This is a genomic window from Steroidobacter cummioxidans (assembly GCF_003104955.1).
Genome location: NZ_LSRW01000012.1, coordinates 80,812 through 106,575, shown reverse-complemented (window position 1 = coordinate 106,575; position 25,764 = coordinate 80,812). Strand labels below are relative to the sequence as shown.

22 protein-coding genes and 1 pseudogene are annotated in these 25,764 nt (G+C 62.3%); 11 read left to right on the top strand and 12 right to left on the bottom strand.

Features of this window, described 5'->3' with window-relative positions:
* Nucleotides 1-173 precede the first annotated feature (173 nt).
* Nucleotides 174-1,114, top strand: a pseudogene (locus D0550_RS07755) (IS110 family RNA-guided transposase).
* Nucleotides 1,115-1,549: 435 nt separating this feature from the next.
* Here the strand turns inward: D0550_RS07755 and D0550_RS07750 are convergent.
* The 10 genes from D0550_RS07750 to D0550_RS07705 form a co-directional block, all read right to left on the bottom strand.
* Nucleotides 1,550-2,263 carry a YkgJ family cysteine cluster protein gene (locus D0550_RS07750; protein WP_116808549.1) on the bottom strand — a complete coding sequence of 238 codons (714 nt, stop codon included), beginning with the start codon at nucleotides 2,261-2,263 and terminating at the stop codon, nucleotides 1,550-1,552.
* A gap of 103 nt (nucleotides 2,264-2,366) precedes the next feature.
* Entirely contained in the window at nucleotides 2,367-2,867 is a 501-nt protein-coding gene (locus tag D0550_RS07745) for a SixA phosphatase family protein (RefSeq protein WP_116808548.1), read from the bottom strand.
* Between the two features lie 8 nt (nucleotides 2,868-2,875).
* On the bottom strand, nucleotides 2,876-3,187 hold the full coding sequence (locus D0550_RS07740) for a Rieske (2Fe-2S) protein (RefSeq protein ID WP_116808547.1): 312 nt from the start codon (nucleotides 3,185-3,187) through the stop codon (nucleotides 2,876-2,878).
* On the bottom strand, nucleotides 3,188-3,739 hold the full coding sequence (gene sufT / locus D0550_RS07735; RefSeq protein WP_116808546.1) for a putative Fe-S cluster assembly protein SufT: 552 nt from the start codon (nucleotides 3,737-3,739) through the stop codon (nucleotides 3,188-3,190).
* Nucleotides 3,740-3,752: 13 nt separating this feature from the next.
* On the bottom strand, nucleotides 3,753-4,199 hold the full coding sequence (gene sufU / locus D0550_RS07730) for a Fe-S cluster assembly sulfur transfer protein SufU (RefSeq protein WP_116808545.1): 447 nt from the start codon (nucleotides 4,197-4,199) through the stop codon (nucleotides 3,753-3,755).
* A gap of 4 nt (nucleotides 4,200-4,203) precedes the next feature.
* The gene (locus tag D0550_RS07725; protein ID WP_116808544.1) at nucleotides 4,204-5,457 is read right to left on the bottom strand and encodes a cysteine desulfurase; all 1,254 of its coding nucleotides are present in this window, start codon (nucleotides 5,455-5,457) and stop codon (nucleotides 4,204-4,206) included.
* Complete coding sequence (sufD, locus tag D0550_RS07720) at nucleotides 5,454-6,776, bottom strand: Fe-S cluster assembly protein SufD (protein ID WP_161965695.1); 1,323 nt, start codon at nucleotides 6,774-6,776, stop codon at nucleotides 5,454-5,456. Before sufD ends, D0550_RS07725 begins: the two co-directional genes overlap by 4 nt.
* Nucleotides 6,773-7,525 carry a Fe-S cluster assembly ATPase SufC gene (sufC, locus tag D0550_RS07715; protein WP_116808542.1) on the bottom strand — a complete coding sequence of 251 codons (753 nt, stop codon included), beginning with the start codon at nucleotides 7,523-7,525 and terminating at the stop codon, nucleotides 6,773-6,775. Before sufC ends, sufD begins: the two co-directional genes overlap by 4 nt.
* Nucleotides 7,526-7,571: 46 nt before the next feature.
* Entirely contained in the window at nucleotides 7,572-9,029 is a 1,458-nt protein-coding gene (gene sufB, locus D0550_RS07710) for a Fe-S cluster assembly protein SufB (protein WP_116808541.1), read from the bottom strand.
* A gap of 21 nt (nucleotides 9,030-9,050) precedes the next feature.
* Nucleotides 9,051-9,509, bottom strand: a complete 459-nt coding sequence (locus D0550_RS07705; protein ID WP_116808540.1) for an SUF system Fe-S cluster assembly regulator — start codon at nucleotides 9,507-9,509, stop codon at nucleotides 9,051-9,053.
* 291 nt (nucleotides 9,510-9,800) lie between these two features.
* Between D0550_RS07705 and D0550_RS07700 the strand changes: the two genes are divergently transcribed.
* The 8 genes from D0550_RS07700 (at nucleotide 9,801) to D0550_RS07665 (ending at nucleotide 16,287) form a co-directional block, all read left to right on the top strand.
* Nucleotides 9,801-10,820, top strand: coding sequence for a class I fructose-bisphosphate aldolase (locus tag D0550_RS07700; protein ID WP_116808719.1), 1,020 nt, complete (start codon nucleotides 9,801-9,803; stop codon nucleotides 10,818-10,820).
* A 56-nt stretch (nucleotides 10,821-10,876) separates the two neighbouring features.
* The gene (locus D0550_RS07695; RefSeq protein ID WP_116808539.1) at nucleotides 10,877-11,737 is read left to right on the top strand and encodes an ABC transporter ATP-binding protein; all 861 of its coding nucleotides are present in this window, start codon (nucleotides 10,877-10,879) and stop codon (nucleotides 11,735-11,737) included.
* Nucleotides 11,734-12,501, top strand: a complete 768-nt coding sequence (mlaE, locus tag D0550_RS07690) for a lipid asymmetry maintenance ABC transporter permease subunit MlaE (RefSeq protein WP_116808538.1) — start codon at nucleotides 11,734-11,736, stop codon at nucleotides 12,499-12,501. Before D0550_RS07695 ends, mlaE begins: the two co-directional genes overlap by 4 nt.
* Nucleotides 12,502-12,514: 13 nt before the next feature.
* Nucleotides 12,515-13,030 (top strand): outer membrane lipid asymmetry maintenance protein MlaD, encoded by a 516-nt coding sequence (gene mlaD, locus D0550_RS07685; protein WP_116808537.1) that lies wholly within the window; start codon nucleotides 12,515-12,517, stop codon nucleotides 13,028-13,030.
* A complete protein-coding gene (locus tag D0550_RS07680; RefSeq protein ID WP_116808536.1) occupies nucleotides 13,027-13,710 on the top strand; it encodes an MlaC/ttg2D family ABC transporter substrate-binding protein in 684 nt (227 codons plus the stop codon). Before mlaD ends, D0550_RS07680 begins: the two co-directional genes overlap by 4 nt.
* Nucleotides 13,707-14,051 carry an STAS domain-containing protein gene (locus D0550_RS07675; protein ID WP_116808535.1) on the top strand — a complete coding sequence of 115 codons (345 nt, stop codon included), beginning with the start codon at nucleotides 13,707-13,709 and terminating at the stop codon, nucleotides 14,049-14,051. Before D0550_RS07680 ends, D0550_RS07675 begins: the two co-directional genes overlap by 4 nt.
* A gap of 76 nt (nucleotides 14,052-14,127) precedes the next feature.
* On the top strand, nucleotides 14,128-15,258 hold the full coding sequence (locus tag D0550_RS07670) for a pyridoxal phosphate-dependent aminotransferase (RefSeq protein WP_116808534.1): 1,131 nt from the start codon (nucleotides 14,128-14,130) through the stop codon (nucleotides 15,256-15,258).
* Between the two features lie 72 nt (nucleotides 15,259-15,330).
* On the top strand, nucleotides 15,331-16,287 hold the full coding sequence (locus D0550_RS07665; RefSeq protein WP_161965694.1) for an FRG domain-containing protein: 957 nt from the start codon (nucleotides 15,331-15,333) through the stop codon (nucleotides 16,285-16,287).
* Nucleotides 16,288-16,296: 9 nt separating this feature from the next.
* On the opposite strand, the gene D0550_RS07660 is transcribed toward D0550_RS07665, so the two are convergent.
* Nucleotides 16,297-17,058, bottom strand: a complete 762-nt coding sequence (locus D0550_RS07660) for an MlaA family lipoprotein (RefSeq protein ID WP_116808532.1) — start codon at nucleotides 17,056-17,058, stop codon at nucleotides 16,297-16,299.
* A 124-nt stretch (nucleotides 17,059-17,182) separates the two neighbouring features.
* Nucleotides 17,183-18,646, bottom strand: a complete 1,464-nt coding sequence (locus D0550_RS07655; protein WP_161965693.1) for a M48 family metalloprotease — start codon at nucleotides 18,644-18,646, stop codon at nucleotides 17,183-17,185.
* Between the two features lie 580 nt (nucleotides 18,647-19,226).
* Between D0550_RS07655 and D0550_RS07650 the strand changes: the two genes are divergently transcribed.
* Together D0550_RS07650 and D0550_RS07645 are read left to right on the top strand one after the other, a co-directional pair.
* Nucleotides 19,227-20,918, top strand: a complete 1,692-nt coding sequence (locus D0550_RS07650) for a ShlB/FhaC/HecB family hemolysin secretion/activation protein (RefSeq protein WP_116808530.1) — start codon at nucleotides 19,227-19,229, stop codon at nucleotides 20,916-20,918.
* A gap of 19 nt (nucleotides 20,919-20,937) precedes the next feature.
* A complete protein-coding gene (locus D0550_RS07645; protein ID WP_161965692.1) occupies nucleotides 20,938-25,755 on the top strand; it encodes a two-partner secretion domain-containing protein in 4,818 nt (1,605 codons plus the stop codon).
* Nucleotides 25,756-25,764: the final 9 nt, after the last annotated feature.

The window sequence follows — 25,764 nt, the reverse complement described above, 5'->3', positions numbered from 1 at the left end:
ATCTTCGGTTTTCGTTAAATTTAGCTCGGCCTCGCGCAGTAGATCGTCCGTCCCCGGCACCATGAGAGTCCGATCATCAGCTTGATCGCTGCGCGAGATCTTTCCACACCCGAACAGTTGGCTGGGACACCCTAAAGGTGATCCCGAATGGGTTGCAAGGTGGGGTACGAAAGATGTCTGAGCTGTATGTAGGAATCGACGTATCGAAGGAACGCTTGGACGTTGCGTTCAGCGATGGCAGGGAGGGGCAGTTCGGCAATGATCCAGCCGGGCACAGCCAGTTGCGCGGGGTGCTATCACAGCAGCCGCCACGGCTGGTCGTGATGGAGGCGACCGGCGGTTTTGAGCGGTCAGCGGCAGCCGCGCTGGCCGCAGCGGGCCTGGCGCTGCGGATCGTCAATGCGCGGCAGGTGCGAGATTTTGCCAAGGCCAGCGGACGACTAGCAAAGACGGATCGACTCGATGCGCAGGTGCTGGTGAAATTTGCGCAGGCGATGAAGTTGGAGCCCCGCGAGCTGCCCAGCGAGCAGCAACAAGGGCTACAAGCGTTGATCGCGCGGCGCCAGCAGCTGATCGAGATGCTGGTGATGGAGAAGAACCGCCTGCGTACCGCGCACAAGGATGTCAAACGCGGTCTGAAAAAGAACATCGACTGGCTCGAGCAACAGCTCAAGCATGCCGATCAAGATCTTGGCAGTGCGTTGCGTGAGTGTGGGGTCTGGCGCGAGAAGGTTGAGCTGCTCGAATCCGTACCCGGCATTGCGCGGGTGACGGCGTTAAGGCTGCTGGCGAGTCTGCCGGAACTTGGCACCCTCAACCGCCGCGAGATCAGCGCACTAGCCGGCGTGGCGCCCTTCAATTGCGATAGCGGCGGTTGGTCGGGCATCGCTGTATCTACGGCGGTCGTGCGTTCGCCCGAAGTGCGCTGTACATGTCGGCGCTCGTAGGTGTGCGTTACAACACCGTGCTGAGGGCGTTCTATCAGCGTCTTCGCGCTGCTGGAAAGCCCGGCAAAGTCGCGTTAGTCGCCTGCATGCGCAAGCTCCTGACCATCATCAACAGCATGATCCGGCATCGCCAGTGCTGGAGCCCGAAGCTAATGGAATTAGCCTGATCACAAGACAGTTGCTGATGAGCCCTGCTGTTGCGGTCCCGTCCCTGTACCGCAAAGCCGCCGGGAGAAGGTCCCCCACCTCGGCGGCGTGCCGACAGGTCGGTGGGAGAGTCCAGGCTGCGTACTGATATGTTGGCGCGAGAGTCCAGGCCGTATGCCGACATGACGTTGAGCGAACATTCGAGGTCCGTTCGGGTCGGAACAGAGTCACGCGCGAAGCTGCTGTAACGTTTCGGCGTCGTCGGGAGTGTCTTAGCTCCTTCCGGCAGCTTTGCGGCACATGGATGGGGCCGCAACAGCAGGGCTCATCATGGACGTGCGGTGTAGGAGCGCTAGCGCTCCGGCCGTGCCCGGTGCCGGAAGGAGCTAAGACACTCCCGGCGACGCAGACCACCAACGCCTCTTACAGCAACGTTCGCAGCGCGCTTTAACGCTTCAATCGGCGAGATCTTCAAACTCACCAGGAACATCATCGCCTGACAGCTTTTTGAACGGCGCGCGTTTCTCCTCGAAACGTTGGCGCGCTTCAGGCTCCGATATCGCCGTGTCCAGCGCGCAATTCATCTCATACACGTTCGTGTCGTAACCCGCCTCACGCATGGCTCGCGTGAACGCGTCAACGTGAGCGCCGCCGGCTTGGTACACCATCGGCGCGAACTCAGGATCAATCTCAAGGTTGTCGGGATCTTCGTACGACTGCTGACAGCCCACCACATCCGTCGCGTGATAGTTGCGGCAGGTTTGCGGGCGGGCTTCGTAGATGGAGCAGCGGCCGGCGCTTAGGAACGGGCATTTGACGTTGCGGCGCATGCGTTCCATGTCGTCCATGCCCTGTAACGCTGCGCTGTTCGCGCGCACCTCGGAATAAATCCGTGCTTTCTCTTCCGCCGGTAGCGAACGCTCGACGAAATCCAGAATGCTGAACACCTCGACGGCACGGACATCGACGCTGAAATGACAACACCACGTGCAGCCAGCGCGACAGGCGAGCGTGCCTACATCGGGAGCTGACGCGATCCGAGCGTCGTGACGCTGGCGAGAGTGTTCGTACGCGCGCACGACGCCGAACTCGCCGATCTCATTCGCGGCGCGCTGATGTTCCTCAGCGAGAACGCCGAGCACGAAAGGAACGTCGAGAGAAATCTCCATTGAATAATCCAGCGCGCCTTACGGGCGTCTATCGTCTAGCCAGGCAGCTGCGTGCTGCCAGAGCGACATCATAGGGAGGTGAGGGCTTTTCCGGGCTTGCGCCCTAACAACTACTGCAGTTCTTCGGGTAGTCCAACTCGGCATTCAGGCCGCTGTCCCACTCCAGCTCGCTCCAGTCGTCGATCTCGAACTCCAGCGTATAGATCGCGCAGGTCGGCATGTTGTCGATCTCGCGCTCGGCCGAGACGCGATCGGCGAATTCCGTCAGCCCGGGATTGTGGCCGACGATCATCAGATGCTGCGCCGTGCCGCCCAGCTCTCGGACCACTTCCCTCAACACTTTCGGCGACGCGAGATACAAGCGCTCATCCTGCTGCAGCTTCGACGCAGCCAAATGCAATTCGCGCATGAAGATCTGTGCAGTAGTCAGCGCGCGTACAGCGGGGCTGGCGATCACCAGATCCGGTTTGAGCTTGCGCTCACGCAGCCGCCGCGCCATCTCCGGTGCATCCTTCTGCCCGCGGGGCTCGAGCATGCGATCCCAATCCTCCTGACCGGAGTGCTGAGCTTCGGTTTTGGCGTGGCGAAGCAGAGTGAGGCGCATGTCATTCCTTAATCGGTTTGGATCTCGACCATGCCGTCATCGTTGACGCGGGTTGGATAGGTGCGCACGGGCTCGTAAGCCGGCGGCGTCAATGCTGCGCCGGTGCGCAGGCAAAAGCGGGCGCCGTGGCGTGGGCAGACGACGACATCGCCGTCGACCTCACCGCCGGCCAGTTCGCCGCCATCGTGAGTGCAAAGGTCGTCGATCGCGTAGAACTCGCCGCAGATATTGAACACGGCGATCAATTGAGCGTCGATTTCGGTCTGCGCGTAGTCGCCGGGCGCAATCGAGGCGGCGAGAGCCACGGGATGCCAGGTCATTTACATCATTCCCGTCTGCAATCGCGCCGCTTCCGACATCATGGTCTGATTCCAGGGGGGATCGAACACCAGCTCGACATCGGCTCGTGTGACCGTCGGCACCAGCTCGACTTTGTCCTTCACGTCCTGCACGAGCACTTCGCCCATGCCGCAACCCGGCGCGGTCAAGGTCATCTTGATGTCCGCAATGCGTCCGCCTTCGGGGGTGTGCGTGATGTCACAGGAATACACCAGGCCCAGTTCGACGATGTCGATGGGAATTTCCGGGTCGTAGCAGGTGCGCATCTGATCCCACACCAGCTGCTTCACGTCCTCATCGGTCGCGTTGGGCGGCAGTTCGGGCGCGAGGCTCGGCTCTTTACCGAGCGCATCGGCATCCTTGCCGGGGATGCGGAACAGATTGCCCTCCACGTAAACCGTGAAGCTGCCGCCAAGGGCTTGAGTGATGAAGCCGGTCTTGCCTTCGCGCAGGGTCACCGGGATGCCGGCGGGAACCATGATGGCTTCGACGTCGCGCTGTAGGGTTACAGGTTCGTTGTCGTGGCTGTGCATGAAAAGGAACCAATTACTCGGTAGTCACCGGTTCGGCAGCGCGCTCGAGGGCTGCGTTCAATGTATGCCAGCACAAGCTCGCGCATTTCACGCGAGCGGGAAACTCGCGCACGCCGGAGAGGGCGGCGAGCTTGCCGAGCTTGGCGGGATCGACGCTGGCGTCGTGCTGAGTCAGCAGCGCATGCACATCGTCGAACAGTTCTTTCACTTCCGACTTCGTCTTGCCTTTCACGGCTTCGGTCAGCAACGAAGCGGACGCGACCGAGATCGCGCAGCCGGCGCCTTCGAACTTCACATCGGTGAGGTGCTCGCCCTTGAGATTGGCGTACATGGTGAGGCGATCGCCGCACAACGGGTTGTGGCCGTCGGCGTGCACGTCGGCAGGATCCAGCTTGCCGAAGTTGCGCGGATGGCGGTTGTGATCGACGATGACGTCGCGATAAAGGTCTTTCAGGTCCATCGGCTCAGCCCAACACTTGACGAGTATGTTCGAGGGCGGCCACCAGCCGGTCGATCTCCTCGCGCGTATTGTAGAACGACATCGAAGCGCGCGCCGTCGCCGGAATCTTGAAGAACTCCATCACCGGCATGGCGCAGTGATGCCCGGTACGGATCGCGACGCCTTCGGTATCGAGAATGGTGCCGATGTCGTGCGGATGAATGCCGTCGAGCATGAACGACACGACTGCGGCCTTGTTCGGTGCCGTGCCGACGATGCGCAAACCCGGGACCTGAGTCAGACGCTCGGTCGCATATTCGAGCAGCTCGTGCTCGTAGGCGGCGATGCGGTCCATACCGATCTTTTCCAGGTAGTCGATGGCCGTTGCGAGACCGATAGCGCCGGCGATGTGCGGCGTGCCGGCCTCGAACTTCCAGGGCAACTGATTGAACGTCGTCTTCTCGAACGACACCGACAGAATCATGTCGCCACCGCCCTGCCACGGCGGCATGGCTTCCAGCAGCTCACGCTTGCCGTACAACACGCCCATGCCGGTCGGGCCGAGCATCTTGTGGCTGGAGAAGCAGTAGAAGTCGCAGCCCAGGGCCTGCACGTCCACCGCCGTGTGCGGGATGGCTTGTGCGCCATCGAGCAGCACCGGCACGCCGTGCTGTTTGGCGACCTTGATGAATTTCTCGACCGGTACGATCGTGCCCAGTGCATTGGAAACATGCGCCAGCGCCAGCAGGCGCGTACGAGGACCAATGAGCTTTTGGAACTCGACGAAATCGACTTCGCCCTGCTCATTGATCGGAATCACCTTGAGCACCGCGCCGATCTGGTCTCGCAGCAGCTGCCACGGAACGATGTTGGCGTGATGTTCGAGAGCGCTGATCAGGATCTCATCGCCAGGCTGGAAACCGGTGCGCGCGAAGCTCTGTGCAACCAGGTTCACGGCTTCGGTCGTGCCGCGAACGAAGATGATTTCTTTCGTGTCGCGGGCATTGATGAAGCGGCGAATCGTCTCACGCGCGCCTTCGTAGGCGTCGGTCGCGCGCTGACTCAGCGTGTGAACGCCGCGATGCACGTTCGCGTGATCGTGCTCGTAATAGCGGGAGATCGCTTCGATGACCGACTTGGGCCGCTGACTCGACGCTGCGTTATCCAGATACACCAGCGGTTTGCCGTTCACCGTCTGGTGCAGGATGGGAAAGTCGCGCCGGATGGCGGCGACATCGAGCCCTGTCGCGCTGCGTGTGGCTGTGACAGCTGCGTTCATGCCTTGGCCTCGTTAGCTAGCTTGAACCGCTCATCGATCTGCTTTTCCAGCGCGGCGTGCACGGGGGCGAGGTCGATGGTCGAGAGAATGGATTCGGCGAATGCCCGGATCAGCGCGGCACGAGCGTCGGATTCCGACAAGCCACGTGAACGCAGATAGAAGAGGGCGGTCGCATCGAGCTGACCGGTGGTCGCGCCGTGACTGCATTTCACGTCGTTGGCGTAGATTTCCAGCTCGGGCTTGGTGTCGATCTCGGCGGTCGCTGACAGCAACAGGTTGCGGCTCGACTGACGCGAGTCGATCTTCTGCGCGTCTGGACGCACGATGATCTTGCCATTGAAGACGCCGCGGCCGCGCCCGCCGGCGATGCCGCGATAGTCTTCTTCGCTGGTCGTGTGTGGAGCAAAGTGATCGATGCGCGTGTGTGCGTCTAGGTGCTGATTGCCCATCGGGGTCAACAAACCGAACAACGCCGAGTGCGCGCCGGTGCCTTCGAGCAGCGCAGTGATGCCAGTCCGGCCCAGGCTGGCGCCGAGCTGGATGTCATGAATTGAATAATGCGCGTCCTTCGCGAGCTTGGTCTGAATGTGGCCAATGTGGAACGCACGAGGCGCTTCCTGCTGCACTCGGAAGTGCTTGACCGCGCCACCAGCAGCGACTTGGAACCGAACAACCGAGTTCGTGAAGTATTCGGCCTCGTTCGCGCCCAGATAGTGTTCGACGATAGTGGCGCGGCTGTTGCGACCCGCAGCGACGATGATGCGGGGATGACTCATCCGCCCGCTGGCCGCGCTCGTCGACTGGTGCACGATGTAGATAGGCGCATCGAGCACTACGTTGTCCGCAAGATTCACTACGACGCCATCCTCGAAGAACGCCAGATTCAACTGTTCCAGCGCGTTGCCGGTGAGCTGATCGTGATCCTTCAGATACGCGGCGACGGCAGCCGGCTCACGCTGCAGCCATTGCTTGAGCGTCAGCACGGTCACGCCCGGTGGCTGTGCCGTTTGCGAGGAGAGGGCAGGTAACCAATGACCGTTGACCAGCACGATGCGCGTGCCCGTCGTCGTCAGCCAGTCGGGTTGATGCGCGTCGAGCGCGGAAGCATCTGCTGGTGTGAACGAGCGCGTTTCGAGACGACGCAGGTTGGTGTACTTCCAGGCTTCGTCACGTTGCGTCGGAAAACCCGTCGACAGGAATTGATCGAGCGCGGCACGACGCAGTACCGTCAGCTCATCGCTGCCCGGCCAGCGCGCATCGAACGCGGCTTGGTACCGCTCGATCGGCGACGCAGTGCTTTTGGCGTCCACAGCGCTCACGCAGCGGCCTCCTGCTTCACCCAGTCGTAGCCACGCTTCTCTAGCTCCAGTGCGAGCGACCTGTCGCCGCTCTTGATGATCTTGCCGCCCGAGAGCACGTGCACCTTGTCCGGCTCGATGTAATCGAGCAGACGTTGATAGTGAGTAATCATCACGATCGCGCGATCCGGGCGACGCAGGCTGTTCACGCCGTTGGCGACGACGCGCAGCGCGTCGATGTCCAGGCCCGAGTCGGTTTCGTCGAGCAGCGCGAGCGACGGCTCGAGCACCGCCATCTGCAGAATCTCGTTGCGTTTCTTCTCGCCGCCGGAGAAGCCTTCGTTGACGCCGCGGTTCAGGAAGGCCTCGTCCATCTGCATGAGCTTCATCTTCTCGCGCACCAGCGTGAGGAACTCGAACGCGTCCATTTCGGACTCGCCGCGATGTTTGCGAATGGCGTTGAGGCCAGCCTTCAACAAATAGACGTTGTTCACGCCCGGGATCTCGACCGGATACTGGAACGCCAGGAACACGCCTTCACGCGCGCGCTCTTCGGGCGCCAGCGCGAGCAGATCCTTTCCTTTATAGGTGACGCTGCCGCCGGTGACCGTGTAACCCTCGCGGCCAGCCAGCACTTGAGCGAGCGTGCTCTTGCCGGAACCGTTGGGGCCCATGATGGCGTGCACTTCGCCCGCGCCCACTTCGAGGTCGAGACCGTGCAGGACCTGCTTTTCGCCGGCGAGCGCGTGGAGATTTTTGATACTGAGCATAAATGGTTGGCAGTTGGAGATTGGCGATGGCTACCACGTCGGCGTTTTAGCCAACGGATCCCTCGAGACTGACGGCAAGCAGGTTCTGCGCTTCGACGGCGAATTCCATCGGCAGCTCCTTGAACACGGCCTTACAGAAGCCGTTGACGATCATGTTCACCGCGTCCTCTGCGGAGATGCCGCGGCTCAGGCAATAGAACAACTGATCGTCGCCGATCTTCGACGTGGTGGCTTCGTGCTCGACGCTCGCGGTCGGCGTGCGGACTTCCATATAAGGGAAGGTGTGCGCGCCGCACTTGTCGCCCATGAGCAGCGAGTCGCACTGCGTGAAGTTGCGTGCGTTGATGGCGCTCGGCAGAACCTTCACCAGACCGCGATAGGCGTTCTGGCCGTGACCGGCCGAGATGCCCTTGCTCACGATCGTGCTGCGCGTGTTCTTGCCGATGTGAATCATCTTGGTGCCGGTGTCGGCCTGCTGATAATGGTTGGCCACGGCCACCGAGTAGAACTCGCCCACCGAGTTGTCGCCGGTGAGGATGCAGCTCGGATACTTCCAGGTGATCGCCGAGCCGGTCTCCACCTGCGTCCAGCTGATCTTGGAGTTCGCGCCACGGCATTCGCCACGCTTGGTGACGAAGTTGTAGATGCCGCCGACGCCGTTCTCATCGCCGGGGTACCAGTTCTGCACGGTCGAGTACTTGATCTGTGCGCCTTCCAGCGCGATCAGCTCGACCACCGCCGCGTGCAGCTGATTTTCATCGCGCATCGGCGCGGTGCAGCCTTCGAGATAGCTCACGTGCGAGCCTTCCTCGGCGACGATGAGCGTGCGCTCGAACTGACCGGTCTTGGCCGCATTGATGCGGAAGTAAGTGGACAGCTCCATCGGGCAGCGCACGCCTTTCGGCACGAACACGAACGAGCCGTCGGAGAACACCGCCGAATTCAGCGTAGCGAAGTAGTTGTCGGTATAGGGCACGACGCTGCCGAGATACTTCTCGACCAGCTCGGGATATTTCTGCACGGCTTCGGAGAACGAACAGAAGATCACGCCGGCCTTGTGCAGACGTTCCTTGAACGTGGTCGCCACCGACACGCTGTCGAACACCGCGTCGACGGCCACGCCGGCGAGGCGGGCGCGCTCGTGCAAAGGAATGCCGAGCTTGTCGTAAGTCTCCAGCAGCTTCGGATCGACCTCTTCGAGGCTCTTCGGCGCATCCGCCTTGGGCTTGGGCGCCGAATAGTAGGAAATCGATTGATAGTCGATGGGCTGGATGCGCAGGTGCGCCCAGTGCGGCTCTTTCATGGTCAGCCAGTGACGGTACGAGCGCAGGCGCCAGTCGAGCATGAATTGCGGCTCGCCCTTTTTGCGCGAGATGAGACGAATGACGTCTTCATCCAGGCCGGGCGGGACGGTGTCGGATTCAATGTCCGTGACGAAGCCGTGCCGGTACTTCTGGGCGACCAGGGCTTCGAGGGTCGGATCGGTTTGGGGATTGCTAGCCATTTGGAACGTTCAACCCAAAAATTAATCGTGCGAAGCGCGCAGCCGGCTCAGCGGGACGGTGGTCGTCGTCACGCCGCGCGTGGTGCCGGCGAGCTCTGCCAGCGAGATATCGGTGAGCGCGCGCCGGATCGCGGCGTTGACCTTCTGCCAGGTGTGGCCGACAGCGCATTTCGACTCGAGGCCACAGTTGCTGTGGGTGCTGCTGCACTCGGTAATGGCGAAGGGACCTTCGAGCGCATCCAGGATGCGGGCGGCGGTGATCTCGCCGGGAGGCTGCGCCAACTGATAGCCGCCATGACTGCCGCGCGCGGAGGTGACCAGGCCGCTGCGTTGCAATTTTTTCAAAAGCTTGCTGACGGTAGGCAAGCCGATATGAGTGGCCTCGGCGACTTCCGTCGCCGTCCACAAGCGGTCCGGCTGCCCTGCCAGCTGGGCGAGGATCACCGTGCCGTAATCGGTCAGCTTGCTGATACGAAGCATGGGGGTTCCATCGAGGGTTTCGGTGGAGGATATGGGACCATTCTAGTCCCAATGCAAGGCTGTGACCACCCCGAGACAGGAGTGAGCTTGGATTGCGTCAATTTTACCGGTGGGAAACCGGCCGTTGGCTACAGAGTCCAACGTTGTCGTTCCGCTACAACATGTGTATCGGCCGGAGCTGAGAACGATTTGCTATCCTACGCCCCCCAAAACTTGAGGCTTGCCGATTGGGCCGACGCTGTTGGCGGCGTGGAGCCGCGCGCAAGCTCACCCCTGAAGGCGGAGGACAATATGAATCGCACTGAGCTTGAATCGATCGCGCGCGCAATGGTTGCCAAAGGCAAGGGCATCCTGGCAGCCGACGAATCCAGCGGCACCATCAAGAAGCGTTTTGATGGCATCCAGCTCGAGTCGACCGAGGAAGCGCGCCGTACCTATCGCGAACTGCTGTTCACCACACCGGACGCGGCGAAGTACATCAGCGGCGTGATTCTTTATGACGAGACCCTCCGGCAGAAGACCAAGGATGGCACGCCGTTCCCGCAATATCTGACCAAGCTCGGCATCGTGCCGGGTATCAAGGTCGACACGGGTGCGAAGCCGCTGGCGGGTTTCCCGGGTGAGACCATCACCGAAGGCCTCGATGGCCTGCGCGAGCGTCTGGCCGAATATCACAAGCTGGGCGCGCGCTTTGCCAAGTGGCGTGCTGTGATCGACATCGGCAAGGACATCCCGACGCAGTTCGCGATCGATGCGAATGCGCACGCGCTGGCTCGTTACGGCGCGCTCTGCCAGGAAGCGAACATCGTCCCGATCATCGAGCCGGAAGTGCTGATGGACGGCGACCATTCCATCGAGCGTTGTGAAGAGGTGACGAGCGCCGTGCTGAAGTCGGTGTTCGAGCAGTTGGATTCACACCGCATTCATCTGGAAGGCATGATCCTGAAGCCCAACATGGTCATCTCGGGCAAGAAGAACACCGCGCGCGCTGGCCGTCAGCAGGTTGCCGAAGCTACCGTGCGCACGCTGAAGCGTTTTGTTCCGAGCGCGGTGCCGGGCATTGCGTTCCTCTCCGGCGGCCAGAGCGCCGCGGAAGCCACCGAGCACCTGAGCCTGATGAACAAGATCGGCGGCCTGCCTTGGGAGCTGACGTTCTCGTACGGCCGCGCCCTGCAGGACGAAGCTCTGAAGGCTTGGGGTGGCAAGGCGGAGCAGTTCGCTGCCGGTCAGAAGGCCTTCGCTCGTCGCGCCAAGTTGAACGGCGACGCGCGCAACGGCAGCTACACCGCTGCTTCGGAGCAGGCTGCTTAAGCCTGGCGTAAGTATGGGCGGAGACAATGCATCGCGTGTTCATATCGGGGTCGTGAATGGTCTCTAGCACCGATGCGTCTTCCGCCCAACGCTCCGCCGCCGCCGAATCGCTGATCGCCAGGGATTTAATAGAAATCCGCGATCTGCATTATTCGGTCGGCGGCAGGAGCATCTTCTCCGGGCTGAATCTGTCGATTCCGCGCGGTCGAATTACCGCGCTCATGGGACCGAGCGGCACCGGCAAAACCACCCTGCTGCGTCTGATCACCGGGCAGATCAAGCCGACCAGCGGGCAGGTCCTGTTCGACGGCATCGATGTGTCGGCGCTCAAGACGCGTGAGCTGTACGCGCTGCGCCGGCGCATGGGCATGCTGTTTCAGAACGGTGCGCTGCTGACCGACATGAGCGTGTTCGAGAACGTCGCGTTCCCGCTGCGCGAACACACCGATCTTCCCGAAAGTCTGATCCGCAATATCGTGCTGACTAAGTTGCAAGCCGTCGGCTTGCGAGGCGCCGCGCAGTTGATGCCGGCGGAGTTGTCGGGCGGTATGAATCGTCGGGTCGCGCTCGCTCGTACCATGGCGACCGATCCCGAAGTGCTCATTTATGATGAGCCGTTCACTGGCCTCGATCCGATCTCAATGGGTATGATCGTGCGGCTGGTGCGCCATATGAATAACGCGCTGGGCATCACCAGCATCGTCGTCTCGCACGACGTGAAAGAACTTTCCGAGCTTTCCGACACCAGTTACATCATTGCCGGCGGCAAGGTGGCGGCGTCGGGCGAGCTGAAGAATCTGAAAGGTCATCAATCCGACATCGTCAATCAGTTCGTCAACGGACTGCCCGACGGTCCGGTGCCATTTCATTATCCGGCAGCTGATTATTACCAGCAGCTGCTGGGGTCTGAAGCATGAAATTACTGCGAGAGCTGACGGACAACGCGGGGGATTTCGCGGCGAACGTCGGCGGCGTCACCTTGTTTCTCGGCCGCGTGCTCGCTCAGGTGCCGCGCGCGCTGTTGCGGCCGTCGCTGATCATCGAGCAAGTCCACAATGCCGGCGCGTTGTCGCTGGTCATCATCATGACCTGCGGACTGTTCGTGGGCGCGGTGCTCGGTCTGCAAGGTTATGACCTGTTGTTGCGCTTCGGCTCGGAAGACGCGCTGGGCACGGCCGCGGCGCTCGCTTTGATCAGAGAGCTGGGGCCGGTGGTGACTGCGTTGTTGTTCGCGGGTCGGGCCGGGACCGCGCTCGCTTCAGAGCTCGGTCTGATGCGTGCGACCGATCAGCTCACGGCGATGGAAATGATGGCGGTCGATCCGATCCGTCGCGTGGTCGCGCCGCGCTTCCTGGGCGGTTTGATCGCCATGCCGCTGCTCACCTTGATCTTCATCGCGATCGGTATTTTCGGTGTGCAGGTGGTCGGCGTGCAGTTGTTCGGCGTGGACTCGGCGTCGTTCTGGTCGCAGATGCGCTCGAGCGTCGGTCACGACGACATCGCCGAAGGCGTGCTCAAGGGCTGCGTCTTCGGTTTCGCTTGCAGCCTGATCGCGGTGTACGAAGGTTACACCGCTACCCCGACGGCCGAAGGCGTCGGCCGTGCGACCACCCGCACCGTGGTGATATCCGCGGTGCTGACTCTGATGCTGGATTACATGCTCACAGCCATCATGCTGTGATTGCGGAGCGATTATGCGTGCGACACGCACTGTAGAGATCTCGACCGGACTGTTCGTGCTGCTGGGCTTCGCGGCACTGTTCTTCATGGTCACCCAGATTACCAACCGTGAACTCTCGGTCGACGGCGGGAGTTATATGGTGACGGCCCAGTTCGAGAACATCGGCAGCCTGAAGCCGGGCGCCGCGGTCTCGATGGCCGGTGTCACGGTGGGCCGGGTCGATTCCATCAGTTACGACCAGAATGTTTACAAAGCCGTTGTGAAGATGCGAATTGCCTCCAGTTACAACCGCATTCCGAGCGACAGCGATGCGGCCATCATGACTTCGGGTCTGCTCGGCGGTCAGTACGTCGGCATCACTGCCGGCGGCTCCGATGAGTTCCTGAAGCAGGGCGATCGCATCGAGCTGGTGCAGGACGCGCTGGTCCTGGAGAACTTGATCAATCAGTTGGTTGCCAGCTTCATGAGCAAGCGCGATGACCAGTCGGGCTCGGGCGGCCAGAACAAGACGGAGGAAGCGAAGCAATGAGTATCTTCGTGAAGAGCAATCGCAGGAACATCCTTTCGGCCGGCCTGGCGCTGGTCGCCACGGTCGGCTTGTTCGCCGGCGCCGCGCAGGCGCAGGACGCAACCAAGCTCGGCCCGCAGGAGCTGGTCGCGAAGGTCGCCAACGACACGCTGAAGGATCTCGACGCGAATCGCGCCGAGTACACCAAGAACAAGAACAAGGTGCGCGAGCTGGTCGATAAGAACATGCTGCCGTACTTCGACACCGCCTATTCCGCGCAGCTGGTGCTGGCGAAACATTGGCGCACGGCGACGCCGGAGCAGCGCAAGCGCTTCGTCGAGGCGTTCTATCAGTCGCTGCTGCAGAACTACGGCGAGGCGCTGCTGGAGTTCACGCCGGAGCGTCTGAGGATCCTGCCGTTCCAGGGCAACCCGAACGACAAGGTCGCGACGGTGCGCACCGAGGTTCGTCGTGACGATGGCAGCCGCGTGCCCGTGAACTACTCGCTGCGTCAGACCGACAATGGCTGGAAGGCGTACGACGTGCAGATCCAAGGCGTCTCGTACGTGAAATCGTTCCGCACCGACTTTGGCGCGGAGATCGATCAGAAGGGCCTGGACGCCGTGATCCAGCGTCTGGAGCAGCAGGTCGCGAGCGGCACGGTCCAGAAGCCGGCCGAGCAGGCGAAGCCGGCGCGATGAACGCCAGACCGGCCACGACTTCGGGTCCAGCCAAACTTGAAGCGCTCGGCAACGGGCGCTTCAAGGTTTTCGGCGCGCTCAACGCCGACACTGCGACTGACCTGCTCAAGCGCAGTGACGAAGCCTTCAAGGGTGGCACTGCCCTCGAAATCGATCTGGCCAATGTCCCGGAAGGCGACAGCGCCGGGCTGGCCTTGATGATCGAGTGGCTGCGGCTGGCGAAACAGCGTCAGCAAACCATTCACTTCAAGAATGTGCCCGAGCAGATCGCGGCACTGGCGCGCATCAGCGAAGTCGAGAATCTGCTGAACGGCAGCGGCAAGAGCGCCGCCGAGCGCTAGATTAGTTCGGCACGCGTGTTCGGTTCATAATGTGAGCCCGCCCGGCAGGGCCGGTCCTGCCCAGCACGGTGCTCACATGCTTGCCCAAGTCGATCCCTTCTACGCCATCAGCATCAGCCGCCTCGCTCACGAGTTGAAGGCGCAGGGCCGCTCTGTCATTCATATGGAGTTCGGCCAGCCGTCGACGGGCGCGCCGCGTGCGGCGATCGAGCGGGCCCATGAGGTGCTCGATATCGATCCGGGCGGCTATTGGGAGAGCGTGGCGCTCAAGACGCGGCTCGCCAAGCACTATCTCGACAGCTACGGTGTCAAGGTCGAGCCCGAACAGTTCATTCTGATGTGCGGCGCCTCGCCGGCGCTCACACTGGCGTTGAGCTCAACGTTCGCTGCCGGCGACCGTATCGCTCTCGCGCGGCCGGGGTACGTCGCTTATCGCAATACGCTGCGCGCGTTGCATCTCACGCCGGTCGAAATTCCATGTGGGCCGGAGTCGCGATTTCAGCTGACCGCGGCCAGCATTGCTGCCCTCGATCCGGCGCCTCAGGGAGTGATTGTCGCGAGCCCTGCGAATCCGACTGGCACCATCATTGTTCCTTCCGAGTTGGCAGCCATCGCGCAAGTGTGTCGCGAGCGGAATATCACCATCATCTCGGATGAGATCTATCACGGCCTGAGCTATGTCGGCCCGGCGCGCTCCATGCTGGAGTTCGAGCCGAACGCGCGGATCGTCAACAGCTTCTCGAAATACTTCAGCATGGTCGGCTGGCGGCTCGGCTGGTTGCTCGTGCCCATGGAACACCAGCCGCGCGCTCGCGCGTTCATGGGCAATTTATTTCTAACCGCGCCGACATTGAGTCAGCACGCGGGACTGGTCGCGCTCGACTGTCGGGATGAGCTGGAAGGTTACGTCGCCACGTATGCCCGCAATCGCCAGTTGTTGTTGGAAGCGTTGCCCAAGCTCGGCCTGAACAGCATTGCTCCGCCGGATGGCGCCTTTTATATCTACGCTAACATCGGCCATCTCACCGACGACTCGATCTCTTTCTGCCAGTCCTTACTCCGCGACACCGGCGTCGCCACCGCCCCCGGCGTCGACTTCGACCCGGTCGAAGGTCACCGCTACATGCGCTTCAGCTTTGCCGTCTCGACAGCAGAAGTCGAAGATGCGATCGAACGAATCACGCCGTGGTTCGCGCGCCAGTCCTAGCGGCCGATTTAGCGGGATAGCGCACCTGTTCGTGCGGTCTTCTGTTCGTGGCATCCGAACCGAGGACTGATAGTGGAGTTGATCCGAGCGCGAACCGCGAAAGAACTGTTCAAAATCATCTCACCCAACGGCAAGCTGCTTACCAAAGAACCAGGTACGGCAATATTCCGCGGGCAGGCGGACGCAAGCTGGCCAGTCATCCCAAGTGCGTTGCGGCCTGGCGCATTGATTCCATATTCACGGGTGCGTCAGGTCTGTCCCCGCTTCACCAATAGAGACCAGATAGAACTGGAGCTGCAGGCAATTCGCGACTTTGGTGGGGTGCTGGATCGCGCTGGCCGTCACGTTCCCCATGACGACGTGGTTGCCGTCTCGGCCTACCCGCGGCAATTTCTCGAGGAAAGTAACAAGCTGGGTCGAGGTGAGCTCGTTTGGCCCCCCAAGGCCTACCACTCGCTGATCGCCCTGGCCCAGCACAATGGGCTACCGACCCGCTTCGTCGACTTTACGTATCACCCTTACGTGGCCGCCTACTTTGCCGCCGCCGGAGCACTTCATCGTAAGGACGACGGCTCAGGTGAGCTTGGCATTTATATTGTTCTGGGCTGGGCGAGGTTCGCGGTGAGCTCGTACGAGTTCCGCGAGGAACCGTGGGAAGTGTTTCTGCCGCGCGAGTCCAAGTATTGCTACCAGTTGATCCAGCCGCCTGCCTTTCACAACGAATACTTGCGGGCGCAAAAGGCGTGCTTCCTCGCATATCTGCAGTTCAAGCCGCGGGCGAACGAACTTTGCGAAGTGCGTAGCCTCGAGCGGTATTTCGAGGACCGCGTGCAACAAGAAATTGCAGCCGGCGACCTGGCATTGGGCATGCCGAAGCTGATCAAGGTCACTCTGGGCACGAGACACGCGCCCTCCCTGCTGGACATGCTCAGCAGGGAAGGCGTGGATGCGAGCACGATCTTTCCGAGTATTTCCGGCTGTGTGCGTTCGATGTACGAGCGATGCGAGGACGACGTGCCTGGCGAGTGAGTCGCTTTATTACTTCGGCGGCGTTTCCGGCGGCGACTCCTCGTCTTCCTCCGGTTCCTCGATATCTTCGAGGGTTTCCGGCGGCGGGTTGCCGTCGAAGATCTTGAATTCGCGTTGCTGCACCCAGGCGTCGCGGATGAAGACGTACGGGTCGTAGGCGCGCTTGATGGTTGCATCCAGCGGCAGCAGCTCGGAGCGGGTGTGGATCGGGCTGATGAGGCGCTGGGCCCAGTCGGCTTGCCAGGGCAGGTCGGTGTATTGCAGCGGGGTGACGAACCAGTCGAACACGCGTGAAGGGGCGTCGCGTACTGACGAGGGGCCGAACAGTGGCAGCATCAGATACGGGCCGGATGGCACGCCCCAGTGAGCCAGCGTCTGACCGAAATCCTCATCGTTCTTTTCCAGGCCGAGCGGCGTGGCCACGTCGAAGATACCGACCACGCCGAGCGTGGTGTTGATCAGAAAACGTCCCGTGTCCTTCAGGCCCAGCACCACCTTGCCCTGCAGGAACTGATTGATGAATGTGCCGGGCCCTTCCAGATTGCTCAGCACATTGCCAACGCCGGTGCGCACGAACTGCGGCACCACTTTGCGGTAACCCTTGGCGACCGGCTTCAGTGCCCCCCGGTCGAGGGCGTCGTTGAACTTATACACTCCGCGGTTGAACCCCTCGAAGCTCTCCTTGTTCGTGGTGCGGCCCGGGGCGCTGGCGCAGCCCGCAACAACTAGGGCAAGCAACAGAGGCGCGGCGGCGCGCAATAACGTGCTCATGCGTCGTGAATCCTTCAAACAAACAGAATCAGATGGGCGCCGCAAGACGGCGACATGCACCGCCGTAGGGCAGGGCCGGACCAGGGCCTATGTCGGGGCACACCCGGCGGGTGTGCAGATTGTATCAATTTGCGCGTCGACGGCCGTTGCCGTTGCTGGCCTCGATGGGCCGGCGCATCGCCCGTTTGGGCAATGCTTGCTGAATTTCGTCCAGGCGGGCATCGAAGCGCGCGCGCTGCACTTCGGTGATCTTCGGCACGGCAAGCGCGAGCTGCAGCTGATTGACGGCCAGCAGCAAGTCGCCACTCATGATGTGGTATTCGGACATGTAGTAGTACGAATCGGCCACATCGCCCGCGGCGTTGGCCGCCTGAGCGGTGAGCTTGGCTTGTTCGGGCGTCGGCGGCACGGTGTTGAACAGATCGAGCAGGATTTCGTGCGCCAGCTTGTTGTCGCCGGTCTGCATCAACGTTTCGGCATAGCGAATCGTGACCGCGACATTGCGCGGGAACAGCTCGGTCGCGCGCTTCAATGTTTGCAGGGACGCCTTGCCTTCGCCGGCCTGCAGCTGCGCCTGCCCCAGCGCGGTGTGGTACTGAAGGATGGTCGGATCCCCCGAGCGCAGCCGCTCGAAAATCGCCACGGCCTTGCCGGGTTGACCGGCCATCATCATGGCCAGGCCTTGTCCGTAAATCTGCGCCGGCGATGCGTCGGGCTCGTTGTTGATCGTGGCCGCGTAATACGCACGCGGATCTTCGCCGGCCGGCGTCGACAGCACACGCAAGCGCTCGTGCGTCAGCGCATAGCTCACGCTCGCCGGTGCCGGAGTCACAGTGAGTTGCGCCGCACGTTCCTTGGTCTCGGCGATACGCGAGGTGCTCACCGGGTGCGTGCGAAGCATTTCGGGGATGTTTATTTCGCTGGTGCCGGCCAGACGGCTCATGGTCTCGAAGAAGGCCGGCATGCCGTTCGGATCGAAGCCGGAGCGGGCCAGCAGGCCCAGACCGACGCGGTCGGCTTCGGATTCGTTGGAGCGCGTGAAGCTGATCTGCTGTTGGATGGCCAGGCTCTGCGCCGCTGCTACACCGGCCATCGCGGCATCGCCGCCGCCCGCCGCCGCACCGACCAGAATCGCCGCAAGCATGGCGGCGGTGGACACGAGACTGGAGCGACTCTGCGCAGCGATGCTGCGAGCAATGTGCCGCTGTGTAACGTGTGCAATTTCGTGGGCCAGCACGCCGGCCAGCTCGCTCTCGCTCTTGGTCTTCAACAGCAGCCCGGTGTTCACACCGATGAACCCGCCCGGCAACGCGAAGGCGTTGATGGAGTTGTCCCGGACCATGAAGAAGTTGAAGCGCTGCGCGCCGTCGTGCGCCTGGCTGGACAGCTTGTAGCCCAGCGAGCGGATGTACTCGGTGACCTCCGGATCCTCCAGGATCTGGTCCTGATCCCGCAGCCCGCGGACGATCATGCGGCCGATCTGGTACTCGTCCTCCAGGGTCAGCATGGTCTGCGCCGGGCTGCCGATGTCGGGCAAATCGTCCGGATCGGCATGACTGACGCCCCCGACCATGACCAGGGACGCCACGGTGGCGCACAGCAAAGCCTTGATTGACGAGAAAGAGGGCATTTTCACAGGCAGCAGTGTGGTGCGGGCTAGCGAGGCTGTAAAGCGTCACTACTTCGACCTTAACCGTCGCTGTACGTTCATCGCCGACGCAAAAGTCGCGACAGGTCAGGGGCTTGGGGGGAGTTCCGGCACGCACAGGGCGATATTCGCGGGCCGTGCCCGGAACGGATTCCGAGGTCGGCGGGTGACTTTCCGCTGGGGGTGAAGGAAATCGCGCCCCAGCGCGTGCCACCGATGACTCATGCCGGCACGAGTGCTTCCCCCGATGCATCGATCAGGGCACTCGCCCTGAATGCTCACGGCTCACATCTGAACCACTTCGCATCCTCAGCGTAATTGATGCTGCAACAGGCGCCGCCAACCTGAATTGCGAGTGGCGTCACGTCGTGTCCCCGATTCGAGTGAAAAAAATGTCGACACGTAGCCAGCATTCTCGATGCTCACAGTGAAGTGTCGTTTCGTGCCGGGCGTGAAATGACATACGTGGAGATTCGGGGTGAGTTCGAAACGCTGGGCTGCTTTGTGCCTGCATGCAGGCATGCTTTCTTCGATTGTGGTCGCCGCGGGTCCGGCGCTGTCGCAAGTTCGTGCACCCGACGCGGGCACGATTCTGCGTGAGACCGACCCGACGCGCGGTCTGCCGTCGCGTCTTCCTAACAACATCGGTCCCGCCGAAGCGGTGAGCTCACCAGACGCTGCTCGCGAACAGGCGCGCGTCAAAGTCACGTCCGTTCATATCGTCGGTGCAAAACGTTACAGCGAAGCGCAGCTGCAAGCGGTCGTGCAGGACCTGATCGGTCGCGAGGTGGATTTCTTCGAGCTGCGTCGGGCTGCGGATCGCATCGCTCAGCACTATCAAGAGGACGGCTGGTTCGCACGCGCTTACTTGCCCGAGCAATCCCTGAGTGACGGCGCCGTCACCATCACGGTTTTGGAAGCACGCGTCGGCGAGTTGCGTATCGAAAGCCCGGAGCAAGCGACGCGCGTTCGCGAGGAAGTGATTCGCGAAATGCTGATGGCGCGTCAGCTGCAAGCCGATGGGCTCGGAATCAAACATCTCGAGCGAGCGGCATTGCTGGTCGACGATCTGCCGGGCATCAGCGCGGCGGTCGTGTTGGCGCCGGGGTCGTCCGAAGGCGTGACCGATATCGTGGCGCGCGTTCAGAACACCGATCGGGTGCGCAGCGCGCTGGTAATGGACAACAGCGGCCTGCCAGCCACCGGACGCGAGCGACTCACGGGTCAGGTAGCCCTCGCGTCGCCGCTGCGGTTCGGCGACGAGCTGGTCGCGCTGCTGAACGTCAGTGAAGGCAATCGTTTCGGCCGTCTCAGTTATGAGCTGCCCGTGGGGCGTGATGGTTGGCGCGTCGGTGCCGCGGTGTCGGCGCTCGACTATGAGCTCGGCGATGAGTTCAAGGCGTTGGACGCCGAAGGCAAAGCGTTCACGTGGGGCTTCACCGCCGACTATCCCTTGATTCGCAGCAACCGCTTCGACCTGCGCTTCACCAGCGGCATCGAAGAGCGTCGCTATGAAAACTCGGCGCTGGGTGAAGAGACATCGGATTCGCGCATCCGCGCGGCGCGTGCTGGATTGCTCGCCAATCGACTCGACAGCTTTGGCGGCGGCGGTATGTGGGTGTACAGCGCGCTCGTCACCGCTGGCGATGTGGATCTGTCCGGCAACGCATTCGATCTGTTGCGGGATCAGGTGACCGCACGCAGCGACGGCAGCTACACGAAATATTCGTGGAACGTGGGACGTCTGCAGCGCCTCGGCGATCGCGATCGGCTGTCCGTGAGCCTCGCGGGGCAGTTCGCTTCCAAGAATCTCGATTCTTCGGAAAGGCTCAATCTCGGCGGCGCCAATGGCGTGCGCGCGTTCCCTGAGCTGGAGGGCGGCGGCGACCAAGGCTGGATCGCCAACGTCGAGTGGCTGCACACGCTGTCCGCCGATTGGCAGTTCTCTTTGTTCTATGACATCGGCTCGATTCAGCAGCACAAGCGCCCCTGGACGCGCTGGAATGCTGGCAATCCCAACCTCGACAACCGATATGAGCTGCAGGGTGGCGGCGTGAGCGTGACGTGGACCGCGTTCTCCGGTGTGGAGATCGACGCGAGCGCCGCGACTCGCTTCGCAGGCAATCCGGGGCGAGATCCGGTGAGTGGCAACGATGCGGATGGCTCGCGTCGTGAGCCGCAGCTGTGGATCTCCGCTCGCTGGTCGCTCTGAACAATCGGTTGAATCTCACATGAACAAGCACGCATCGATGAATCGAATCTACCGGCTGGTCTGGAGCGACGCGCAGAACACTTGGGTGCCCGTTGCGGAGTTGACTTCGGCACGAGGCAAGCGCAGTCGCGCCGGCCGAGCCGCCGCGGCAGTTGCACTGGCACTCGCATCGAGCGCGGCACTCGCTGCCGAGCCCGCGGTCGGTACGCTACCCAGAGGCGGTCAAGTGATCCGCGGCAACGCGTCGATCACGCAGAACGACGCGCAACTGGACATCCATCAATCGAGCAACCGCGCCGTCATCGATTGGCAGCGCTTCGATATTGGCCGCGATGCCACGGTGAACTTCTGGCAGCCGTCTGCGTCGTCGGTGACGTTGAACCGGGTGCTGTCGTCTGACCCGTCGGCGATCTTCGGTCGCTTGAATGCCAACGGTCAGGTGTTCATTTCCAATCCGAACGGCGTGCTATTCGGGTCGAGCGCGCGCGTCGACGTTGGCGGACTGGTGGCCTCGTCGCTGCAGATCGATCCCGATGATTTCATGGGCGGCAACTTCCGCTTCAGCAACGGCGGCGGTGCTGTCATCAATCAAGGCACACTCACGGCAAAAGACGGCGGCTATCTCGCGCTGATGGCGCCGGAAGTGCGCAACGAAGGTGTGTTGTCGGCGCGCCTTGGCACAGTAGCCATGGCCGCCGGTGAAGCAGTGACATTGAATATCGACGGCAGTCGGCTGCTCTCGGTGCAGGTCGATCCGTCGACCGTCGACGTGCTGGTCGAGAACCGTCATCTGATCGCCGCCGATGGCGGCCAGGTGATTCTGTCCGCGTCGGCCGCGCAACGTCTGGTCGACAGCGCGATTCCCGGCGCTGGGGGCGCCACGCAGCTCGTCGTTGAGAACGGCCAAGCCCGGCTCGTGAATGTCGAAGGCACGGTGCGCGCCGCGAATGTTTCTATCGACGGCGGCACGACCGGCATCACTCGCATTGCCGGCACTATCGACGCGAAATCGGCTGCAGGCGATGGCGGTCATGTGCTCGTCACCGGCGATAAAGTTCACCTCGATGCGGGCACGGCCATCGATGCGAGCGGCAAGCGCGGCGGCACGGTCCTGATCGGTGGCGACCAGCAGGGTCTCAATCCAAACATTCGTAACGCGCAGCGTTTGTTTATCGACGCCAACGCAGCGATTCATGCTGACGGCGGCGCCGGTGCAGACGGCCGCGGCGACGGCGGGCGTGTCATCACGTTCTCGAATCAGGCCACGCAGGTTTACGGCGCACTGACCGCACGCGGTGGCGCATCTGGCGGCGACGGCGGGTTCATCGAAACATCCGGCGGCTGGTTCGATCTCGGTACTACTGTGCCCGATGCCTCGGCTGCGGCCGGCAAGGCGGGGGAATGGCTGATCGATCCCTATTCCATCGGAATATTCAGCGGTCAGATGCCCATGGGCATCGGCGGCGATCCCGATTGGGTGAGCACCTGGGACAACGCCATGCTGGGGACCGAGAGCATCGAGGCGGCGCTCAACGCTGGCACGAATGTCACGATCACCACCGGTGCGGGCGGCAGCGCCAACGGTGGCATCATCACCGTCGGCGACTCGATTACCAAAATCGAGGGTGGGCGTGCATCGCTGACGCTGCAGGCTCATAGTCACATCATGTTTCTCGCCGGCGCGGGAATCAGTTCCACCTTCGGCGCGCTCGATGTGACGCTCAACTCCAATATCGACGGCGTGGGCGACGGCGGCATTTATCTCGCGGCGGGCTCGTATATCTACAGCAACGGCGGCAACATCGTCCTGCGCGGCGGCGATCCTGGTCTGTCCGTTGGCGGCATTGCCGATCCGGTGCTCCACACGAGCCTGTTCGAGTCGCAACTGCTCGCTGTCGGCGCGAACAACTCAGATCCGACGCCGCGTTATGGCGTGCACCTGACCGGCTCCATCATCGATGCCAGCGGCGGCGATGGCGGCAACATCGATATCCTTGGCGTCGGCGCCAGCGGCTATTCCGGCATCCAGATCGAAAACGGTTCGAGCATTCTCACCTCGAACGACGGCTACATTACTCTGAATGGCCTCGGCGGAAATGGTGGCGTGGACAGCAACGGCGTGCGCATCACCGGCGCAGGCACGACTGTGTCGACTGAGGGCGGCGAACTGCGCATCTACGGTGTGGGCCGCAGCGCTGCCTGCAGCACGAACTGCGGCGATGGCATTCAGATCGATGACCACGCGGTCGTCAGCTCGGGCGATGGCAACCTTCTGTTGCGTGGCGCGAGCCTCGGCACTATGGGGCGTGCCCGTGGTGTCTGGATCGACAATGCCACGCTGAGCACCTACGGCACGGGCGATATCGATGTCATGGGTCGCGGCAGCGGCAACGGCGAGCATGCCATCGGCATTCACATCACGAATAGCTCGGTCATCGAAGCGACCGGCGGTGGCGACGTTACGCTCACCGGCTACGGCTCGACCTCCGGCCTCGGCGACAACAATGAAGGCGTGAAGATCGATACCAGCATCGTCGAGGTCATGGATGGAAACCTGACGGTTACCGGCACGGCCGGCAGCGGTTACGCCTACAACATCGGTGTCAACGTTCGCAATGGCAGCGAGCTGCGCATGCATGGCGACGGCGCAACCATGCTGATCCGTGGCACCGGCGGCTCGGGCGTTACCGGCAACTGGGGCATTCTGCTCGAAGAGAATGCGGTGTTCGAATCCACCGGCAGCGGCCGCATCATTCTCTCGGGAATCGGTGGCACCGGCACCGATAACACCGGCATCATGGTGACCGGCGGTTATAACAATCGCATCGGCTCCTCGACCATGACCGGCGATATCACGCTGGAAGCCGACACGATGAATATCGCCAACGGCACTCACAATGGTCTGACGGTGCAATCGAGCGGCCGGCTTCATGTCGCGCCTCGCACCGCGAATACGACCATCGGACTGGCCGGCGCCGCGGGCACGCTGAATCTCGATACCTACGAGCTCAACACCTTCGCGGACGGCTTTCATGAGGTCGTGATCGGCCTGTACGGCGGCACCGGCCTCATCACTGCCAATGCGTTCACTTTCGCCGATGCACTGACGCTGCAAAACGTGGGCGCGGGCAGTGCCGGCATTTCGATTCAAGGCGCCCTCGGTGTCGGCAGCAATACGTTGCAGTTGGCTTCGGCTGGCGCAGTGACTCAGAGCGCTGCGATCTCCGCGGGCCAGCTGTTCCTGTACGGCACAGGCCCAGTCACGCTTACGAATGCCGGCAATCAAATCGGCAGGCTGGCTTCCTACGACGCCGGCAACATTCACTACGTGAACAATGGCAGCTTCGCGGTGGGCGACGTGATCGCGGGCTACACGAACTTCAACGGCATCAATACCGCTGGCACGGTGCGCCTCGAAGCGCGCGGCTCGACTGCTGACCTGACGTTGGAGCGGAACATTGTGACTACGGCGACCGGCACTGCCGTCGAGCTGTCGGCAGGCCGCGCCTTCATCAACGAGGCAGGCTCGAACGCCATTCGGGCAGCCAATGGACGCACGCTGGTCTGGGCCGGCGATCGCGCGAGCACCGATCTCGGCGGGCTCGGCTTCGACTTCAAACAGTATCGCGCGACGTATGGTGTTACTACGGCGGCGCAGGCGACTGGTAACGGCATCCTGTATCAGGACGCGCCGATCCTGACGGTGGGCTTGAACAATGTTTCCAGGACCTACGACGGCACGACCGATGTCGCGCTCGATGCTGGCGACTTCAACGTCACAGGCGCGATCGATGGCGACGTCGTAGTTGTTACAACGTCGAGTGCGGGGCAGTTCGACACCAAGGATGCGGGTGGCGGCAAGACCGTTACTGCCTCCAATGTCACGTTCGATTCCGCGAGCAACGGTTCGATGGCTGTGTATGGTTATGAACTCGCGTCCACCACTGCCACCGGCAGCGGCACCGTCACGAAGAAGGACCTGACGATCTCAGCGACGGACGCCACGCGCGTCGAAGGCCAGAGCAATCCGACGTTCGGGGCGAGCTTCAATGGCTTCGTCGGGGGTGAAGATCAGAGCGTGCTCAACGGCTCGCTGGCGTTCGGCACGAGTGCTGACGAGTCGTCCGCTGCCGGCACGTATTCGATCACTCCCACAGGCGTGACCGCATCGAACTACACCATCACCTATCAGCAGGGCACGCTGACGGTCACTGCAGCGGGGCAGCCGCCGCAGGAACCCGAAGTGCCGAACGTGCCTGAGGTTCCACAAGAGCCTGAAGTGCCGCAGGGTCCGGGAGGTCCTCAGGTTCCGGAAGTCCCGAATCCACCTGAGCCGCAGCCGCAGGCGCCGTCGCCGTCGGCCCAGCGCATTCAGCAACTCGTCACGACGCCAAATGCCGGCCGCGTGGTCCTCGCGTCCGCGGATCGCACTCTGGCTCTGCGTGAGCCGACCGCTCGCAACATGATCGTGGACGGCGGCATCTCGCTCGGCGGTGCCGCGTCGGGCGGAAACCCCGCGCAGTCGACGACGGTGTGGGGCGGCTTCACCTCGGCGGAGCCCCTGGATGCGCTTCAGATCGAGAGCAACGAAGTCACGTACCGGTTGCCGTCGGACACATTCCGCCACAGCAATGCGCGCGAGAGCATTCGCGTTTCAGCGCAAGTGGCTGGTGGCGGCGGCCTCCCGAGTTCGCTGCACTTCGATCCGCAAACCGGCGTGCTGTCGGGAACGTTGCCGGCGGGCCAGCCGTCGCTGGTGGTCGTGTTCATCGCGCAGGACGCCGTTGGCGGTGAAGCCAGCACCCGACTGGAGCTGCTCGCTCCTCAAGTGCGCTGAGCCAGTGAC

Excerpts from the sequence above, each read along its gene's own strand:
- D0550_RS07705 (WP_116808540.1), bottom strand. The coding sequence starts at position 9,509 with ATGCTTCGTATCAGCAAGCTGACCGATTACGGCACGGTGATCCTCGCC.
- D0550_RS07670 (WP_116808534.1), top strand. The coding sequence starts at position 14,128 with ATGCTTGCCCAAGTCGATCCCTTCTACGCCATCAGCATCAGCCGCCTC.
- sufB (WP_116808541.1), bottom strand. The coding sequence starts at position 9,029 with ATGGCTAGCAATCCCCAAACCGATCCGACCCTCGAAGCCCTGGTCGCC.
- mlaD (WP_116808537.1), top strand. The coding sequence starts at position 12,515 with ATGCGTGCGACACGCACTGTAGAGATCTCGACCGGACTGTTCGTGCTG.
- sufC (WP_116808542.1), bottom strand. The coding sequence starts at position 7,525 with ATGCTCAGTATCAAAAATCTCCACGCGCTCGCCGGCGAAAAGCAGGTC.
- D0550_RS07750 (WP_116808549.1), bottom strand. The coding sequence starts at position 2,263 with ATGGAGATTTCTCTCGACGTTCCTTTCGTGCTCGGCGTTCTCGCTGAG.
- D0550_RS07680 (WP_116808536.1), top strand. The coding sequence starts at position 13,027 with ATGAGTATCTTCGTGAAGAGCAATCGCAGGAACATCCTTTCGGCCGGC.
- mlaE (WP_116808538.1), top strand. The coding sequence starts at position 11,734 with ATGAAATTACTGCGAGAGCTGACGGACAACGCGGGGGATTTCGCGGCG.
- D0550_RS07675 (WP_116808535.1), top strand. The coding sequence starts at position 13,707 with ATGAACGCCAGACCGGCCACGACTTCGGGTCCAGCCAAACTTGAAGCG.
- D0550_RS07740 (WP_116808547.1), bottom strand. The coding sequence starts at position 3,187 with ATGACCTGGCATCCCGTGGCTCTCGCCGCCTCGATTGCGCCCGGCGAC.
- sufT (WP_116808546.1), bottom strand. The coding sequence starts at position 3,739 with ATGCACAGCCACGACAACGAACCTGTAACCCTACAGCGCGACGTCGAA.
- D0550_RS07700 (WP_116808719.1), top strand. The coding sequence starts at position 9,801 with ATGAATCGCACTGAGCTTGAATCGATCGCGCGCGCAATGGTTGCCAAA.
- D0550_RS07650 (WP_116808530.1), top strand. The coding sequence starts at position 19,227 with ATGCTTTCTTCGATTGTGGTCGCCGCGGGTCCGGCGCTGTCGCAAGTT.
- D0550_RS07660 (WP_116808532.1), bottom strand. The coding sequence starts at position 17,058 with ATGAGCACGTTATTGCGCGCCGCCGCGCCTCTGTTGCTTGCCCTAGTT.
- D0550_RS07695 (WP_116808539.1), top strand. The coding sequence starts at position 10,877 with ATGGTCTCTAGCACCGATGCGTCTTCCGCCCAACGCTCCGCCGCCGCC.
- sufU (WP_116808545.1), bottom strand. The coding sequence starts at position 4,199 with ATGGACCTGAAAGACCTTTATCGCGACGTCATCGTCGATCACAACCGC.
- D0550_RS07745 (WP_116808548.1), bottom strand. The coding sequence starts at position 2,867 with ATGCGCCTCACTCTGCTTCGCCACGCCAAAACCGAAGCTCAGCACTCC.
- D0550_RS07725 (WP_116808544.1), bottom strand. The coding sequence starts at position 5,457 with ATGAACGCAGCTGTCACAGCCACACGCAGCGCGACAGGGCTCGATGTC.
- D0550_RS07645 (WP_161965692.1), top strand. The coding sequence starts at position 20,938 with ATGAACAAGCACGCATCGATGAATCGAATCTACCGGCTGGTCTGGAGC.